The sequence below is a fragment of the Micromonospora sp. NPDC006431 genome (assembly GCF_042870725.1).
Taxonomy (GTDB): domain Bacteria; phylum Actinomycetota; class Actinomycetes; order Mycobacteriales; family Micromonosporaceae; genus Micromonospora.
Window position 1 is genome coordinate 78,986 of sequence record NZ_JBIAHQ010000018.1, and the last position, 16,903, is coordinate 95,888.

Consider the following 16,903-nt stretch of genomic DNA (forward strand, 5'->3'; position numbering starts at 1 on the left):
GTGCGGGAATGAGGACCAAGATGCTCGTGGAGAATCCGGTGCTCGACGAGGAGGACCTGAGGCTGCTGCGGTTGCTGGCCACGGGCGTGCCGCTGGAGACGGTGGCGCGGCGGTCCGGGCTGTCCGAGCGGACCGTGCGCCGCCGGATCCGGGCCATCTGCGACCGGCTCGGCGTCACCGCCCCGATCCAGGCGGTGGTGTGGGCGGCCCGGCGGGGGATGCTGTGACCGACCTCCACCTCGCCGCCGTGGACCTGGGCGCGTCCAGCGGCCGGGTCATGCTCGGCCGCGTCGCACCAGGCCGACTGGACCTGACCGAGGTGCACCGGTTCCCCAACGAACCGGTGCGCCTCGGCCACACCCTGCACTGGGACGTCCTCGCGCTGCACCGGGGTGTCCTCGACGGCCTGCGCGCCGCCGGCCCGGTGACCAGCATCGGCATCGACTCCTGGGCCGTCGACTACGGGCTGCTCGACGACACCGGGGCGCTGCTCGGCAACCCGGTGCACTACCGTGACGCCCGCACCGACGGCGTCGCCGAGCGGGTCACCAAGCAGTTCGGTGCGGAGCGGCTCTACCGCACCACCGGGCTGCAGCAGTTGCCGTTCAACACCCTCTACCAGCTTGTCGCGGCGGCCGGCACGCCGCAGCTGACCGCGGCGCGGTGGCTGCTGCTGATCCCCGACCTCATCGCGTACTGGCTCACCGGCGAGGTCGCCGCCGAGGTCACCAACGCCTCCACCACCCAGCTGTACGACCTACGCCGCCGGGCCTGGGCCACCGACCTGATGGCCGACGCGGGCATCCGCGCCGACCTGTTTCCGCCGCTGCGCGAGCCAGGCACCCGGATCGGCCCGGTCCGGGCCCGCCTGGGCCTGCCCGGCACCCCCGACGTGGTGGCGGTCGGCTCCCACGACACCGCCTCGGCGGTGGTGGGCGTGCCGGCGGCGGGGGAGCGCTTCGCCTACGTCTCCTGCGGCACCTGGTCGCTGGTCGGCGTCGAGCTCGACGCCCCGGTGCTCACCGAGGCGAGCCGGCAGGCCAACTTCACCAACGAATCCGGCGTCGACGGGACGATCCGCTACCTGCGCAACGTCATGGGCCTGTGGCTGCTGCAGGAATCGCTGCGCACCTGGGGCGCCACCGACCTGCCCGACCTGCTGCGCCGGGCGGCCCGGGAGCCGGCCTTCCGCTCGGTCGTGGACCCCGACGACCCGCGGTTCCTGCCGCCCGGCGACATGCCCGCCCGCATCGCCGACGCCTGCCGCCGCGCCGGCGAGCCGGTACCCGCCACCCCCGCCGCGACCATCCGCTGCATCGTCGACAGCCTGGCCCTGGCCCACCGCCGCGCCGTACGCCAGGCGCAGCAGCTGTCCGGCCGGCACGTCGACGCCGTGCACGTCGTCGGGGGTGGCGCCCGCAACGAACTGCTGTGCCAGCTGACCGCGGACGCCTGCGGACTACCGGTGTTCGCCGGGCCGGTCGAGGCCACCGCGCTCGGTAACATCCTGGTGCAGGCCCGTGCTGCCGGCGCCGTCAGCGGCGATCTGGCGGCCCTGCGGTCCGTGCTGCGCGACACTCAGCGCATCGTGCGGTACGAACCGCGCGGCGACGAGGCGGCGTGGCGGGCGGCCGAGAACCGGATGGGCGGTTGAGGATGCGGATCGCGCTGTTCGTCACCTGCCTCGCCGACACGCTCTTTCCCGAGGCGGCGAAGGCGACGGTGCGGCTGTTGGAGCGCCTCGGCCACGAGGTGGTCTTCCCGGCGGACCAGACCTGTTGCGGGCAGATGCACGTCAACACCGGTTACCCGGACGACGCGCTGCGGCTGGTCCGCCGGCACGTCCGGGTCTTCGCCCCGTACGACGTGGTGGTCGCCCCCTCCGGTTCCTGCGTCGGCTCGGTCCGGCACCAGCACGCGATGGTGGCCCGCCGGGCGGGGGACGAGCGGCTGGCCAGCCGGGCGGAAGAGGTCGCCCGGCGCACCTACGAGCTGTCGGAGCTGCTGGTGGACGTGCTCGGGGTGACCGACGTGGGGGCGTACTTCCCGCACCGGGTGACCTACCACCCGACGTGCCATTCGCTGCGGATGCTCCGGGTGGCGGACAAGCCGCTGCGCCTGCTGCGGGAGGTCCGTGGGTTGGAGTTGGTGGAGCTGCCGCAGGCGGAGCAGTGCTGCGGGTTCGGTGGCACGTTCGCGGTGAAGAACGCGGACACCTCCACGGCGATGCTGGCGGACAAGATGCGCAACGTCCTCGCCACCCGTGCGGAAATGTGCACGGCGGGGGACTCGTCGTGTCTGATGCACATCGGCGGCGGGCTGTCCCGACTCAGGGCCGGCGTGCGGACCGTGCACCTGGCGGAGATCCTGGCCAGCACCGAGGGGGCCGAGACCGCGGGGGAGCGGGACCGGTTGGAGGTGGGGTCGTGACGCGGACGTTCCTGGGCATGCCGGCCACCGCCCCGCGCGGGGTGGGAAATCTGCGCGGTGAGGAGTCCTTCCCGGCGGCGGCCCGCCGGGCGCTGGGGGACGCGCAGTTGCGCCGGAACCTGCGGCATGCCACCACCACGATCCGCGCCAAGTCGGCAGCGGTGATCGGCGAGCTGCCCGACTGGGCGCAGCTGCGCGTCGCCGGCTCCGCGATCAAGACCGACGTCATGGCCCGTCTGCCGGAGCTGCTTGAGCAGTTGGAGGCGGCGGTCACCGCGGCCGGCGGTACCGTGCACTGGGCCGCCGACGCGCTGGAAGCCAACCGCATCGTGACCGACCTGGTCCGGGCCACCGGCGCGCAGCGGGTCATGAAGGTCAAGTCGATGGCCACCCAGGAGATCGGCCTGAACGAGGCCCTCGAGGCCGCCGGGATCGAACCGGTGGAGACCGACCTGGCGGAGCTGATCGTGCAGCTCGGCCGGGACCGGCCCAGCCACATCCTGGTCCCGGCGATCCACCGCAACCGGGCGGAGATCCGGGAGATCTTCCTGCGCGAGATGCCCGGCGTCGATCCCGCCCTCACCGACGAGCCGGCCGTTCTGGCCGCTGCGGCGCGCCGGCACCTGCGCGAGACCTTCCTCAGCACCCGGGTGGCCGTCTCCGGGGCGAACTTCGCCGTCGCGGAGACCGGCACCCTGGCGGTGGTCGAGTCGGAGGGCAACGGCCGGATGTGCCTCACCCTGCCGGAGACCCTGATCACCGTGATGGGCGTCGAGAAGGTCATCCCCACCTGGGCGGACCTCGAGGTGTTCCTGCAGTTGCTGCCCCGGGCGTCGACCGGGGAGCGGATGAACCCGTACACGTCGATGTGGACCGGGGTCACCCCGGGCGACGGGCCGCAGCAGGTGCACCTGGTGCTGCTGGACAACGGCCGCAGCGCGGTGCTCGCCGACGCCGTCGGCCGGCAGGCGCTGCACTGCATCCGCTGCTCCGCCTGCCTCAATGTGTGCCCGGTGTACGAGCGCACCGGCGGGCACGCGTACGGGTCGGTCTATCCGGGGCCGATCGGGGCGGTGCTGTCCCCGCAGCTCACCGGGGTGCCGGACAACGCCTCCCTGCCGTACGCGTCGTCGCTCTGCGGCGCCTGCTACGACGCCTGCCCCGTGATGATCAACATTCCGGAGCTGCTGGTGCACCTGCGCGGCCAAGCCCCCCACCCGGTCGGCGAGAAGGCCGCGATGGGCGCCGCCGCGTACACCATGGACCATCCCCGGCTGTACGCGGCAGCGCAGCGCGCCGCGGGCCTGGCCCGGCTCGCCGGCCCCGCCCTGCCCCCGCCGCTGAACGGCTGGACCGCCAGCCGTGACCTGCCGGTCGCGCCACCCCAGACCTTCCGCCAGTGGTGGGCCGAGCGGTGACCGCACGTGACCTCATCCTCGGCCGGCTCCGGGTCGCCCTCGGTGAGCCGCCGGCGGCCCCGGCCGCGGTACCCCGGGACTACCGGCCGGCCGGCGCCGTCGCCGTCGACCTCGACCTGCTGGTGCACCGGCTCACCGACTACCGGGCCACCGTGCACCGGTGCGCGGACGCCGACGTCGCGCCGGTCGTCGACGAGGTGCTCGGCGGCCGGCGCGTCGTGGTCCCGCCCGGGCTGCCCCGGCACTGGCTGCCCGCCACCGTCGCCGCGGTGACCGACGAGAACCTCACCGCGGCGCAGATCGCCGCCGTGGACGGGGTGGTCACCGCCGCGGCCGTGGCCGTCGCCGAAACCGGCACGATCGTGCTCGACGCCGCCCCGGACCAGGGCCGGCGGGTCATCAGCCTGCTGCCCGACGTGCACGTGTGCGTGCTGCGGGCCGACCAGGTCGTCGCCACGGTGCCGGACGCCGTGGCCCGGGTCGACCCGCGTCGCCCGCTGACCTGGATCAGCGGACCCTCGGCCACCAGCGACATCGAACTCAACCGGGTGGAGGGCGTCCACGGCCCTCGACATCTGCACGTGGTCGTCGTCTCGGCTGGTGCGGCGCATCACGGGTGACGGGGCCGCCGCGTCACCGGTCCCGGGTACCCGCCCTGGGCTGCCCGGCGTCGCGGTCGATCCGCAGCTCCCGCTCCAGGTCGGCCACCAGCGCCCGTAGGTCGTCGAGCCGCTGGCTGATCATGATCCGGTCGATCTCGTCCGGTACGCCGTCGCGGTCCTCGTCCACCGCCATCCGTTCGGTCATCTCCAGCCGGCGAGCCTCCTCCATCGAGTTGACGATCACCGCGATGAGGATGTTCACCAGCAGGTTGACGGTGATGAGCACGAAGCTGACGTAGTAGACGAGGGTCCACGGCGACAGCGCCATGCCCTGCTCGATCAGGTCGGGCAGCGTCTCCAGGGACAGCAGCACGAACAGGGTCAGCGCGGCCCGCCCGATCGTGCCGTAGTCGTCGGGATACGCCTCTTTGAAGATGAGCCACCCGGCCATGCCGTACACGTACAGGGTCACCAGGGCGAGGGCGAGGAACCCACCGACCCCGGGAAGGCTGCGCAGCAGCGCCGTCACGATGGTGCGCAGCCCCGGCGAGAAGCGCACCAGCCGCACCACCCGGGCGATGCGGATCACCCGCAGCCCAGCCGACTCGCCGTGCAGGCCGGGGATGAACGCCGCCGCGGTCACCACGAAGTCGAAGACGTTCCATCCGCGCCGGAAGAAGTCCTGGGGTCGACGACCGTGCGCCAGCAGCCGGATGGCGATCTCGACGATGAACACTGTGCGGAAGAACCACTCCAATGCGCGCAGCAGTGTCCCGAGCGACCCTGGGTGCGGGTAGGTCTCGACGCCGAGCACCACCGCGTTCGCCCCGATGACGACGACGATCGCCACCTCGAACCAGCGTGAACCCTCGACGCGGGCACACCACCGCGCTACCCGCGACCGGCGCGACGCGGACGCGGGCGGGACAGCCCGCTGCCCGGGTACGGGTAGCCCGCTCACCACAGGGCCCTCGCCGCGCCCGCTCCGGCCGCGGCCACGACGGACCGCCAGGCGGCCGGACTGCCCTTCCTTTCGGACGGCACGTCGGGCGACCGGCGACGTGCCGCGGTGTCGGCGGGGCGCGGCGTAAAGATCACCGGCACAGCCTACGAAAACCGACGCCGCGCCTCGACCCGGCTACGGGTCCGCCCACACCGAAAGCCGACGCCGATCGCCTGCGGTCAGCGCAGTTTCGGGTCGAGGGCTTCGCGGACCGTCTCGCCGAGCATCACGAAGCTGAGCACGGCGGTGACGAGGAACGCGGCGGGGAAGAGGAGCAGGTAGGGCGAGACCCGGATGTAGTTCTGCGCCTCACTGATCATGATGCCCCAGGACACGACCGGGGTCTTCAGGCCGATGCCCAGGAAGGACAGGGTCGCCTCGGCGCCGATGAAGGAGCCGATCATGATCGTCCCGTACACCAGCAGCGGTGCGACACAGTTCGGCAGCAGGTGCTTGAGGACGATTCGGCCGGTGCCGGCACCCAGGGCCCGCGCGGCCAGGATGTAGTCGGCCTCCTTGGTGGCCAGCACGGAGGAGCGCATCAACCGCATCACCACCGGCCACAACAGGACCACGAGCGAGACGATGACCAGGCCCATGATCTGCGACTCGCTGTTGTCCGTGCCCGAGCCGTTGAAGGTGGTCAGGATGACGATGGCGCCGAGCATGAACGGCAGGCCGAAGAAGACGTCCGCGATGCGGGAGAGCAGACTGTCGACCCAGCCGCCGCGGTAACCGGCGACCATGCCCATCGCGCCGCCGATGAGCAGCGTGCCGATGGTGGAGAGCAGTGCCACCAGGATGGAGGCCCGGGCGCCGTAGATGGTGCGGGCGTAGACGTCGCGCCCCTGTACGTCGTAGCCGAACCAGGCGGACGCCGAGGGTTCGACGCGGCTGTGTGCCAGGTCGCCGTTGACCGGGTCGCCGGAGGTGAACAGCCAGGGGAAGGCCGCCATCAGCACGAAGACCAGGATCAACGTGGCGGAGATCCAGAACAGCGGCTTGCGGCGCAGGTCCCGCCACGCGTCACCCAGCAGGCCACGCGGCTGCTGCTGTCGCGCGGACTCTGGCGGGCCGGCGGCGGTCGGTGCCCCGGTCTCGCTCGGCTGCTCGGGACGCGGGGTGCTGACCAGCGAGGCACTCGGGTCACTCATCGCGAATCCTCCGGTCCAGGCCGGTGGCGTGCCGCTACACCAGCAGGTCGTCGAGAACAGCCGAGCGTCAGGAATCGACCACGATGGCCACACGGTAGACGGCGTAGTGGACGCTCCGCATCGGACAAACGTTTGACAACCATCACTGGGCGTCCTTCAACTGCGAATGCGTGTCGGATCGCCGGCCCTTCCTGTGGTTCCTGTGCAAATTGGTAGAGGAGTGACGAATAATGTCCTAGTGGGTTGTTTGAGTCGATTTCGAAAACTCTCGGGTATGGCAGGGGCGTCCAGTCTCGCCGTCACTGCGGCGTGGGGTGGGCTGTGGCTCGCCGCGTCACCTGCGCAGGCCGCCAGTCCCTGTACCGCCACCCTGTGCGTCCTCGACCCGTCCGCAAAGGACGCCCTGCGTGCCCAACCCGGCACCATCAGCGTCACCGGAGCGATCCTGGTCAACTCCACCAACAGCGAGGCGGCACTGGCCAGCGGCGAGTCGGGCACCGCACTCATCACCGCCACCACCACCATCGGTGGACCGGCCGCCCCCGCCGGCTTCGCCGCCCGCAACACGGGCGCGTTCAGCCCGGCACCGGTCAACCAGTCCGCCGGCACCGACCCCTATGCCAGCCTGCCCCTCTGTCCCGGGGACGCAGCCTGCCCAACCACACCGACCCCGCCGTTCCCCGATGTCACGCTGAGCACCGGCTCGCGGACCATCAGCCCCGGGGTGTACGGCAGCATCACCGTCAGCGGCGGCGCGCACCTCACCCTCGCCGCCGGCACCTTCGTCGTCACGGGCGGCGTCAGCGTGACCGGCACGGGCAGCCAACTGACCGGCGGCGGCGTGACGATCTATCTCGGCTGCGCCACCTACCCGACGCCGTGCGGCGCGACGGTCAGCGGCGCCCCCTTCACCGCCGACACGGGGGCGTCGGTCGCCCTCACGGCTCCGACCACCGGCGACTACGCCGGCCTGTCCCTGATCGCCGACCGCAGCAACAAGGCCACCATCCGGATATCGGCCTCGTCGTCGGCCACCGCAGGTGGCGTGTACGCCGCCGCCGCGCGCCTGACGGTCAGCGCGGCCACGGCAAGCTTCACCAGGGTGGTGGTCGGCATCGCCGAAACCACCGGCGCCCAGTCCGCCCGGCTCACGGTGGCGCCACCGCCCGGCGGACTGTCCATCACCGTGCCGGCCACCGCCGCAATCGGCAGTGGCGGCCCGGGCGCCACCCTCAGCAGCAGCATCGGCGCGGTGACCGTGACGGATCAACGAGGGCTTTCGTCCGCCGCGTGGACGGCCACCGTGTCGATCACCGACTTCACCGGCAGTTCCGGCTTCACCGTCGCCAAGGGCAACGCCTCCTACTGGTCCGGGCCGGCCACCGCCACCACCGGCAGCGGGACATTCATCCCGGGGCAGCCCACCGCCGCACAGGCCCAGCCACTCGGTCAGACCCTCACCGCGTTCCGCCTGCAGGGTGGCTCGGGTGCCAACTCCGCCACCTGGCGGCCGACGCTGGTGATCGCCGTTCCACTCTCCGCCGTGGCCGGCACGTACACCGCGACCCTGACCCACTCGGTCGCCTGACGCGGCGACCGCATCCACGCCTGGCCGCCTGAGTTGGCCCCCGTGCTGGCACGCCGGCATGGACCCGCCTCGCCTTGCCCCGGCAGTCGTCGCGCTATTCGTCCCATTTCATCCCATTTGCGGTGCTTTGGGCGATATCTTTGCCGGGTGGCTCCTCCGCCGCACCCGCCTCGCGGTAGACCGGTGGACCTTCAGGGGAAGATGAGGTTGCAGCATGCGTAGAGCTCTATTGTTCACCACGGCCGCGGCGGCTGTGGTCGGCCTCGCCGCCGAACCGGCGCTCGCGGCTCCGTCGGACAGCACGACGGCCACGTTCACGATCAACACCGGCACCTTGAGCATCGACACGCCCGGCTCGGCGAACCTCGGCAGCGGCGTGCCGGGTGCCACGGTCACCGGAGCGCTCGGCCAGGTCACGGTGACCGACCAGCGGGCCGCGGCCAACGCCAGCTGGACCGCCACGGTGACGTCCACCGACTTCACCACCGCCTCCGGCGGCACCGGGCAGGTCATCCCAGCATCACAGGTCGACTACTGGTCCGGGCCGGCGATCTCGACCGTCGGCAACGGGACGTTCACCCCCGGCCAGCCCACCAGCGCCGCCGCACAACCGCTCAGCAACACCACACCGCTGACCGCCTTCACCCATTCCGGCGGCACCGGCAACAACTCGGCGATCTGGAACCCGAACCTGATCGTCAACGTGCCGGTCTCGGCCGAGGGAGGGCTCTACACCGGGACGGTGACCCATTCGGTGGCGTAGCCACCCGGGCCGGCTGGCCGCCGCCGCCCTGGCCCTGCTGTGCGTCGCTGGCCCGGGCCGACCAGCCCGGGCCAGCGAGCCCGTAGCCGCCGAGGGAAGCATCGGCATCCAGTTGCTGGAGGCCCCGCTCAACCGGTGGGACGACCCGCGGGCGCGGCGCTACATCGTCGACCACCTGTCACCCGGCACCACCATCCACCGCCAGGTGCTCGTCGCCAACCAGTCCGACCAGCCGCAACACATCGAGGTCTATCCCGCCGCCGCAGCCATCAACAAGGGCGAGTTCCAGTACGGCGAAGGCAGGGAAGCCAACGAACTCACCTCCTGGACGTCCCTCGACCGCACCACCGTCGACCTGAAGCCCCACACTGACGCCCGGGTGCGGGTGACCATCACCGTGCCGCCGGCTGCCTCGCGCGGCGAACGGTACGGGGTGATCTGGGCGCAGGCCGCGGCGAAAGCGGAGCCGAAGGCCAACGTCCGCCAGATCCATCGCGTGGGCATCCGGATGTACCTCGACGTCGGCCCCGGTGGTGAGCCGCCCTCCGACTTCACCATCGGGGAGATGACCCCGCTGCGCGGCGACGACGGCGTACCCACTCTCGGCGTCACCGTGCGGAACACCGGCGAGCGCGCGCTGGACATGACCGGCTCGGCCAATCTGTCCGACGGGCCCGCCGGCATGCACGCCGGACCGTTCGACATCGGGCAGGGCACCACCCTGGCACCCGGCACTTCCAGCACGGTGACCATCCGCTTCCCCCGCGACCTGCCGAACGGCCCCTGGCGGGCGGAGGTGCACCTCCAGAGCGGCCTGGTGAAGAAGACGGCGACCAGCCAGGTGACCTTCCCGGAGCCGGGGCAGGTCGGCAGCTCCCACCCCACCGCCACCGGCCTGAACAGCCCCTGGCTGCTCGGCGGGATGTCCCTGGCGGCCGGTCTCGTGATCCTCGTCGGACTGGCTATCGTCGCGAGGCCGGACCGCAGGGCCGCGCTCGTTCGTGCGCTGAAGGGGCTGCGCCCGGCCACGGCGGCGCGGCGCGACGGCTGAACGGCCGACCGGTCAGCGGCGGCTTCGCCGCTGACCGTACAGCTGCAGCGCGTTGCAGACGTCGACGACGCCGGGAACCTCCCACGCCAGCTCGCCGGCCGCCCGGCGGGTCTCCACGTTGGCCACCATCCCGGCAAGGATCACCACCCGGTTCTGCACCGTGATGGTGATCTGCTGGCGCCGGGTGATCCAGTCGATGCTCAGCCGCTGCGCCACCAGAGCCGCGAGGCGGAGATCCTCGCTCTCCTGCGCCGACTCCTCGTTCGTCGGCCGGGACGGGTTGTCGTCGGGGAACGGAGGAAATGCCCAGGGCATCACCATGGCGACTCCTTGACTGTCGATGGCGCAACTGCCTCGCGGCCCACCGGCGCCGTGCCGGCCGACGCGGGGTCGGCCAGGTCGCGCAGGGCGGCCGCCCGGCTCTCGTAGAGCGGAAAGACGTCGTCCAGCCGCATGGTGTGCAGCACCGTGAGGACGAACCGGGTGGGCGCCACCAGACACAGCACCGCGGCCCGCTGCCTGGCCTCCTGGTGCGCCCGGACCAGCAGACCGAGCCCGGCCGGGTCGACCACCTCCACCTCGCTGAGGTCCACGAGGACGTGGTCACCGAGGTGGATCGCCTCCGCCAGCGCCCGGCGCACCGCCTCGGCCGGATCGGCGTCCCGTGCGGCGGGTGCGGCAGCGACCTCGTCGAGGTAGTCGATGCCCAGGCCGGCCGTCGACCTGCCGGCACCGTTCGCGCCGCCCAGCTCGGCAGCGAGGGTGCAGCGGGGGCAGTGGTGCGGGCCGGAGGCGAAGGGCGAGCCGACCCAGCCGTTGTCGAACACCAGCGTCCAGACGACCTCCGCGTCGGGCAGGACACTTGCCGCCGCGGTGACGGTGTCACCGCAGCTGTCGCAGATCAGAGTCATCAGGTGATCGGCCGGTACGACCGTCATAACCCATCCTCTCGTTCTCTCCGCTCGCTGGCGGCGCTGGAGGGCGGTGGCGCCGGAGCGGACGTGCGGAACAGCGGTGCGTACCCGTCACGCCGCGACTGCCGCTCGGCCGTGACCACGGCGAGGACCACCGCGACACCTGCGAAGCCCGACTGCGCGACCAGCCGCAGGACCGTGAGTTCGGCCAGGTCGGCGCCGAGGAGGCGGATGACGACCGAACCGAGCAGCGCGGCGGCCACGCCGAGTGCGACCGTCAGCCAGACCGGCGCCACCCTGCGCCCCGGCACGAGCAGGCGACCGGCCAGGCCGACGGCGAGCCCGATGGTGAGTGCGCTGATGAGCGCGCTGCCACTCACTGCTGCCTCCTCGCCGGGCGCACGCCGGCCTCAGGAACGTACGGTGACCGTCGCTCGTCCTTGAGCGACCGGAACCCCCGCCGGACGCTGCGCGGGCGGGTCCTGATCGACCACGCCCGAGCGGGACCGCCCGGGCGGATCCAGGATCGGCAGGACCTGGTCCAGCCGGGCCGTTTCCAGGATTCGACGGATGCGCGGGTTGGGGCTGCGCAGCTTGACCGCGCCCTGTCGACGGAGCATGCGCCGGTGCACGTCGAGCAGCAGTCCGATGCCCGCGGCGTCGATGTGCCGGCACCCCGACAGGTCGATCACCACCTCGGCGGGTCGCAGGGACAGGATTCGATCGAGGACGTGACTGACCTCGGACAGGCGCGCCAAGTCCAGTTCCTCGGTGATTTCCACCTCGACCAGCGGCACGGCGCATTCCGGCGGAGGCGGTTGCGGCCCGGTCATGTCCCCTGCTTTCGTGCGCGTTGTCCGGCTGGTTCACCAGCCTGTGCGGCGACCTTGGAGGGGAGCCCGCAGTTTCATGACAGTTGTGTGACAAAACCCGGGAACGGCTGACACGGTTGGGCCACGGCCACCGGTCCATGGATGATGCCCGTATGACGGCCGTACTGGTGATCGAGGACGACGACCGGATCCGGCTCGCGCTGCTGCTCGCCCTGGAGGAGGAGGGTTACACCGCGCACGGCGCGGCGACCGCGGAGGAGGGACTGCGGCGGCAGCGGGAGAACCCGGCCGACAACGTGCTCGTGGACCTGATGCTGCCGGGGCTCGACGGCTTCGAGTGCATCCGGCAGATGCGCCGCGACGACGACGTACCCATCGTGGTCGTGAGCGCCCGGGACGACACCCACGACATCGTCGCCGCGCTGGAGGCAGGCGCCGACGACTACCTGGTGAAGCCGGTGGCGATCAAGGAACTGTCGGCCCGGCTGCGGGCGCTGCGGCGGCGGGGACGGGCACTCGCGGCGCCGGTCCCCGCGCAGGTCTTCGGTGACCTGGAGATCAGCCCGGACGCCGGCGAGGTACGCCGGGCAGGCCAGCGGGTGGCGGTGACCCGCACCGAGTTCCGGTTGCTCTGCGAACTGGCCGAGCACGCCGGTCGGGTGTTGTCCCGGCAGCAGCTGCTGCAGCGGGTCTGGGGATACGACACGGGCGACGAGCGGCTGGTCGACGTGCACGTGGGGCGGCTGCGGCAGAAGATCGAGGCCGACCCGGCGAACCCGCGGCACCTGGTCACGCTGCGTGGCCTTGGCTACAAACTTCAGCGATGACCCGGCTCGGACTCCGCGCCCGGGTCACCGCCGCCTTCGCGGTCGGCGCGTCGCTGCTCGCGGCGTCGATGGCGTTGTTCTCCTACGACCTGACCCGCCGGTCGCTGCTGGACGAGCGGGAACGGGCGGCGGTGCGGGCGGCCTACTTCGACGCGGCCGTGGTGCGGACCGGGCTGGACACCGACGCCCCCGACGTGGTGGAGGTGCTGCGCTCCCTGGACACCGGCAGCATCCGCCGCCCGCTGCTGTACTTCAACGGCCGCTGGTACGGCCGCTCGGCGGACATCGGCGCGAGTTCGGTCCCCGGCGAGTTGCAGCAGCTGGTCCGCTCCGGGGAGGCGGGCGTGCAGCGGGTACGCCTCGACGGGCAGCCCACCCTGCTCGTCGGAGTTCCCTTGTCGGCGTCCACCGGCTACTACGAGCTCACGTCGCTGCGCGAGGTGGAGCAGACCTTCCAGGTGATGGCGTTGACCCTCACCGCGGTCGGCATCATGGTCGCCGGCGCCGGAGCCGCCCTCGGCTGGTACGCCACCCGCCACAGCGTGCGCCCGTTGACCGCCGTCGCGGACGTCGCCGAGCGGATCGCCGCCGGTGACTTCACCACCCGCCTCGACCCCACCACCGACCCGGACCTGACCCGGCTCTCCACCTCGTTCAACGACATGGTCAACCAGCTGGTCCGGCGGATCGAGCGGGACCGCCGGTTCGCCGCCGACGTGAGCCACGAACTGCGGTCGCCGCTGCAGACCCTGGCCGCCGCCGCGGACGTGCTCACCCGCCGCCGCGACCACCACGACGAGCGCACCGCCACCGCGGCCGGCCTGGTCGCCGACGAGGTCGCGCGCTTCCAGCGCCTGGTGGACGACCTGATGCAGCTGGCCCGCACCGAACGGCCCGCGCAGCGCGAGACCGTCGACCTGGCGGCCCTGGCCGGGGAGGCGTGCCGCAGCCGCTCCCTGCCCGGCGACCTGGTCCGCATCCCGCCCGGCACACCGAGCCGCTGGCTGGTCGATCGGCGCCGGGTTGAGCAGATCCTGCTGAACCTGCTGGACAACGCTGTCCGCTACGGGGGCGGCCCGATCGCCGTGCACCTGCGGGTGCAGGACGGCGCCGGGGTCATCGAGGTCGACGACGAAGGCCCCGGCGTGCCGGTGCAGGACCGCGAGATCATCTTTGACCGCTTCGTCCGCGGCCGCGCCGCCCACGCCCGGGCGGACACCAACGGCACGGGTCTCGGCCTGGCACTTGTCGCCCAGCACACCGCCGCGCACGGCGGCCGGGCGAGCGTGACGGACCGGCCGGGCGGCGGCGCCCGGTTCCGGGTGGAGCTGCCCGGGAGCCTGCCGTGAGCCGGGCGTCGCGAGCCCTGCTGCTCGTCGTGGTCCTGCTCGCCGGGTGCGGGGTGCCCATCGACGAGTCCCCCCGGCCGGTGCAGGCACCGCGCGGACGGCTGCCGGCACCGGTGACCGGCACCCCGACCGGATCGGTGGGCCGGGTGGACGAGACGCTCTGCTTCGTCCGCGACGACCGGCTGTACCCGATGGTGCGCCGGATCGACGCGCTTCCCCCGGTCGACGTCCACCTGCAGCACCTGCTCGCCGGGCCGTCGAGCACGGAACGGGACAGCGGAGTGACCAGCGCCCTGCCAGGCACGGTCGTGGTGGCCGGGGCCCGGGTGAACGGCCGACTCGTCGAGGTCGACATCCAGGAAGCCGTCGACGAGACGGGTCGGAGCGACGAGATCCTCGCCTTCGGTCAGATCGTCTGCACGCTCACCAGGCGGCAGGACGTGGACGGGGTGTCCTTCCAGCGGGCCGGGCGGCCGTTGGACGTGCCCCGCGCGGACGGTTCCCTGTCCCGACAGCCGCTCACCGCCGCCGACTACCTGCCGCTGACCCGGCAGCGGTGACCCGCGCCGGGACGACCCGACCGGCGGAGCTGGCGGCCGATCGGCCGACCGCCTGCCGGGCGGACGGTGGCGGCGGACCGTGCGGATCATCGCGTCGACCTGTTTCGTGGACGGGCAGGATGGTGCGCACGGGACGGCGCCGGTACCCGACGAACCGCCGCTGTGCTGAGGATCACGGTGGCGGTGTCGCCCCGGTATCCGGCGGGACACGGACGCGCCCGGGGTCGCCCCGCCCGCCTTCCGCCCCGCGCCATCGGCCGCGAGCGGAGACCTGAGGTGCCGCGCCGGCCGTGGCCCGCGGTCGCGCGCACCCCTGGCCGGGCCTGCCTCCGGCGCCGGGTCGAGGTTGCCTGGGCGGTGCAAGCAGCGTTCTGACCAGCGTGGTTTACCCCCCGATGCGCGGTGACCCGGACGACACGACAAGCCCGGCGTCGATGTCTCACAGCCGGCGCGGAGCACGATGCGGCCGACGGCTGCGGGTCCGCCGCGGTGCGGTGCCGGCCTGAGGTGGGGCGTCCAGACCCGGGGCGCGGCGACGCGCCGGGCGTGGGCTTGCCGGCGGCCGGCGTGACCGGGCCAACCAGTGTGGGTGGTCACGGAGAATCCGAGCGCGAATTGTCGCCCGCAGTCGCTACTGTGCCAGCGGACGTCGCCCCTCCTCGTGACTTCCCGTGCTCGCCAGCGCGGTGCCGCCACCGCCCCCGATCAACACGAACCCAGGAGACTGTTAGTGACCCAGCAACCCGCCGCGACATCGGACAAGCTCGACGCCGCGGTTCTCACGGTGGCGGGAGTCGTCGTTCTCGGTGCGATCATGTCGATCCTCGACGTCACCGTCGTCAGCGTCGCGATTCCGACGTTCCAGAGCGAGTTCGACGCCACCTACGCCCGAGTCGCGTGGACCATGACCGCCTACACGCTCGCGCTGGCCACGGTGATCCCGCTCAGCGGCTGGGCCGCCGACCGGTTCGGCACCAAGCGCCTCTACATGATCGCGCTGGCGCTGTTCACGATCGGGTCCGGGCTGTGCGCCACCGCCGACTCGATCAACCAGCTGATCACCTACCGCGTCCTTCAGGGGCTCGGTGGGGGCATGCTCATGCCGCTGGGCATGACGATCATGACGAAGGCCGCCGGTCCGCACCGGATCGGCCGGCTGATGGCCGTCCTCGGCATCCCGATGCTGCTCGGTCCGATCGGCGGTCCGATCCTCGGCGGCTGGCTGATCGACACCGCGAGCTGGCACTGGATCTTCCTGATCAACCTGCCGATCGGCGTCATCGCGCTCGTCTACGCGCAGTTGGCCCTGCCGAAGGACAACCCCGAGCCGTCCGAGTCGTTCGACTTCCTCGGCATGCTGATGCTCTCCCCGGGCCTCGCCCTGTTCCTCTACGGCATCTCCTCGCTGCCCGAGGCCGGCACGATCGCCGAGACCAAGGTGTGGGCGCCGATGCTGGTCGGCGCCGCGCTCGTGGTGGGCTTCGTCGTCTACTCGTTCAAGCCCCGGCACCCGCTGGTCGACCTGCGGCTGTTCGCCAACCGCAACCTGACCATCGCGTCGGTGACCCTGTTCGTGTTCATCATCGCGTTCATGGGCGCCGGCCTGCTGTTCCCGAGCTACTTCCTGCAGATCCGCGGCGAATCCACGCTGACCGCCGGACTGCTGATGGCGCCGCAGGGCATCGGCGCGATGCTCACCATGCCGATCGCCGGCATGCTGGCCGACCGGGTGCCCGTCGGCCGCACCGTGCCGTTCGCGCTGGTGCTCATCGCCGCCGGGTTCTTCACCTTCACCCAGATCGACCCGCACACCTCGTACTGGCTGCTCTGCGGCTCGCTGTTCGTGATGGGTCTGGGCATGGGCGGCACGATGATGCCGATCATGACCTCGGCGTTGAAGACCCTGCACGCGCAGGAGGTGGCCCGCGGCTCCACGCTGGTCAACATCCTCCAGCAGATCGGCGGGTCCGTGGGCGCCGCGGTGATGTCGGTGATCCTCACCAGCGAGCTGAACGGCTCCCGGGAGATCCCTGGTGCGGTGGACCCCAGCAGCGGCAAGCCGGTCACCGAGGCCGGGCTGGCCATCGGGGCGCAGCTGCGGCCGGAGCTCCTCCAGGAGTTCCCGGTGCCCGCGCAGCTCATCGAGCGCGGGCTGGACTTCGCCGCCAGCTCCTTCGCCACCACATTCTGGGTCGGGTTCGCGCTCGTGCTGACCACGTTCATCCCGGCGGCGTTCCTGCCTCGCCGACGCAAGCCGTCGCAGCCGCTCGACGGGCAGCAGACGGAGCAGACGCCGGCGCCGGTCGTCATCCACTGATCCGCCGTCGGGCCGCCCGGCACCCGGGTGGCCCGACGGCCGGGCCCGAGCCACGCTGCGGCCGGGGCTGCCAGGGATTCCTGGCAGCCCCGGC

The 16,903-nt window shown here is 72.2% G+C and carries 18 protein-coding genes; 12 read left to right on the forward strand and 6 right to left on the reverse strand.

The genetic code is table 11. From position 1 onward, the window contains the following. The first annotated feature begins 8 nt into the window (after positions 1 to 8). Genes ACFYM6_RS26300 through ACFYM6_RS26320 form a run of 5 tightly spaced genes read left to right on the forward strand, consistent with a single transcriptional unit; the run spans position 9 to position 4,468 of the window. Positions 9 to 227, forward strand: a complete 219-nt coding sequence (locus tag ACFYM6_RS26300; RefSeq protein ID WP_083673034.1) for a helix-turn-helix domain-containing protein — start codon at positions 9 to 11, stop codon at positions 225 to 227. Beyond that, a complete protein-coding gene (locus ACFYM6_RS26305; RefSeq protein ID WP_387279671.1) occupies positions 224 to 1,654 on the forward strand; it encodes a rhamnulokinase family protein in 1,431 nt (476 codons plus the stop codon). The genes ACFYM6_RS26300 and ACFYM6_RS26305 overlap by 4 nt, the downstream gene beginning before the upstream one ends. Positions 1,655 to 1,656: 2 nt before the next feature. After that, complete coding sequence (locus ACFYM6_RS26310; RefSeq protein ID WP_357436497.1) at positions 1,657 to 2,430, forward strand: (Fe-S)-binding protein; 774 nt, start codon at positions 1,657 to 1,659, stop codon at positions 2,428 to 2,430. A 17-nt stretch (positions 2,431 to 2,447) separates the two neighbouring features. Then, entirely contained in the window at positions 2,448 to 3,848 is a 1,401-nt protein-coding gene (locus ACFYM6_RS26315) for a lactate utilization protein B (RefSeq protein ID WP_387279789.1), read from the forward strand. Further along, a complete protein-coding gene (locus ACFYM6_RS26320) occupies positions 3,845 to 4,468 on the forward strand; it encodes a lactate utilization protein C (protein WP_387279673.1) in 624 nt (207 codons plus the stop codon). The genes ACFYM6_RS26315 and ACFYM6_RS26320 overlap by 4 nt, the downstream gene beginning before the upstream one ends. 13 nt (positions 4,469 to 4,481) lie before the next feature. On the opposite strand, the gene ACFYM6_RS26325 is transcribed toward ACFYM6_RS26320, so the two are convergent. Beyond that, positions 4,482 to 5,414 carry an ion transporter gene (locus tag ACFYM6_RS26325; RefSeq protein WP_387279675.1) on the reverse strand — a complete coding sequence of 311 codons (933 nt, stop codon included), beginning with the start codon at positions 5,412 to 5,414 and terminating at the stop codon, positions 4,482 to 4,484. 218 nt (positions 5,415 to 5,632) lie between these two features. Beyond that, a complete protein-coding gene (locus tag ACFYM6_RS26330) occupies positions 5,633 to 6,607 on the reverse strand; it encodes an ABC transporter permease (RefSeq protein ID WP_387279677.1) in 975 nt (324 codons plus the stop codon). Between the two features lie 274 nt (positions 6,608 to 6,881). Between ACFYM6_RS26330 and ACFYM6_RS26335 the strand changes: the two genes are divergently transcribed. The 3 genes from ACFYM6_RS26335 (at position 6,882) to ACFYM6_RS26345 (ending at position 10,009) form a co-directional block, all read left to right on the forward strand. Continuing rightward, positions 6,882 to 8,195 carry a hypothetical protein gene (locus tag ACFYM6_RS26335; protein ID WP_387279679.1) on the forward strand — a complete coding sequence of 438 codons (1,314 nt, stop codon included), beginning with the start codon at positions 6,882 to 6,884 and terminating at the stop codon, positions 8,193 to 8,195. 214 nt (positions 8,196 to 8,409) lie between these two features. Next, a complete protein-coding gene (locus ACFYM6_RS26340; protein ID WP_387279681.1) occupies positions 8,410 to 8,958 on the forward strand; it encodes a hypothetical protein in 549 nt (182 codons plus the stop codon). Between the two features lie 112 nt (positions 8,959 to 9,070). Further along, complete coding sequence (locus ACFYM6_RS26345) at positions 9,071 to 10,009, forward strand: hypothetical protein (RefSeq protein ID WP_387279682.1); 939 nt, start codon at positions 9,071 to 9,073, stop codon at positions 10,007 to 10,009. Positions 10,010 to 10,021: 12 nt separating this feature from the next. Here the strand turns inward: ACFYM6_RS26345 and ACFYM6_RS26350 are convergent, their stop codons facing one another. From ACFYM6_RS26350 to ACFYM6_RS26365, 4 genes are read right to left on the reverse strand one after another with little or no spacing between them, the layout of a single operon-like run. Then, a complete protein-coding gene (locus ACFYM6_RS26350) occupies positions 10,022 to 10,330 on the reverse strand; it encodes a BON domain-containing protein (RefSeq protein WP_387279684.1) in 309 nt (102 codons plus the stop codon). After that, positions 10,324 to 10,947 carry an STAS domain-containing protein gene (locus ACFYM6_RS26355; RefSeq protein WP_387279686.1) on the reverse strand — a complete coding sequence of 208 codons (624 nt, stop codon included), beginning with the start codon at positions 10,945 to 10,947 and terminating at the stop codon, positions 10,324 to 10,326. The genes ACFYM6_RS26350 and ACFYM6_RS26355 overlap by 7 nt, the downstream gene beginning before the upstream one ends. After that, entirely contained in the window at positions 10,944 to 11,303 is a 360-nt protein-coding gene (locus ACFYM6_RS26360; protein ID WP_387279688.1) for a GlsB/YeaQ/YmgE family stress response membrane protein, read from the reverse strand. Before ACFYM6_RS26360 ends, ACFYM6_RS26355 begins: the two co-directional genes overlap by 4 nt. A 30-nt stretch (positions 11,304 to 11,333) precedes the next feature. Further along, entirely contained in the window at positions 11,334 to 11,720 is a 387-nt protein-coding gene (locus ACFYM6_RS26365; protein ID WP_387279690.1) for an STAS domain-containing protein, read from the reverse strand. A gap of 188 nt (positions 11,721 to 11,908) precedes the next feature. Here ACFYM6_RS26365 and ACFYM6_RS26370 point away from each other — a divergent pair, with 188 nt between their 5' ends. From ACFYM6_RS26370 to ACFYM6_RS26385, 4 genes are all read left to right on the forward strand, one after another. Continuing rightward, positions 11,909 to 12,583 (forward strand): response regulator transcription factor, encoded by a 675-nt coding sequence (locus ACFYM6_RS26370; RefSeq protein ID WP_387279692.1) that lies wholly within the window; start codon positions 11,909 to 11,911, stop codon positions 12,581 to 12,583. Further along, positions 12,580 to 13,932: a sensor histidine kinase gene (locus ACFYM6_RS26375; protein ID WP_387279694.1), complete on the forward strand. Its 1,353-nt coding sequence runs from the start codon at positions 12,580 to 12,582 to the stop codon at positions 13,930 to 13,932. Before ACFYM6_RS26370 ends, ACFYM6_RS26375 begins: the two co-directional genes overlap by 4 nt. Further along, entirely contained in the window at positions 13,929 to 14,492 is a 564-nt protein-coding gene (locus ACFYM6_RS26380; RefSeq protein ID WP_357436373.1) for a GerMN domain-containing protein, read from the forward strand. The genes ACFYM6_RS26375 and ACFYM6_RS26380 overlap by 4 nt, the downstream gene beginning before the upstream one ends. A 730-nt stretch (positions 14,493 to 15,222) precedes the next feature. Then, positions 15,223 to 16,809 (forward strand): DHA2 family efflux MFS transporter permease subunit, encoded by a 1,587-nt coding sequence (locus tag ACFYM6_RS26385; protein WP_387279696.1) that lies wholly within the window; start codon positions 15,223 to 15,225, stop codon positions 16,807 to 16,809. The last annotated feature ends 94 nt before the right edge of the window (positions 16,810 to 16,903 follow it).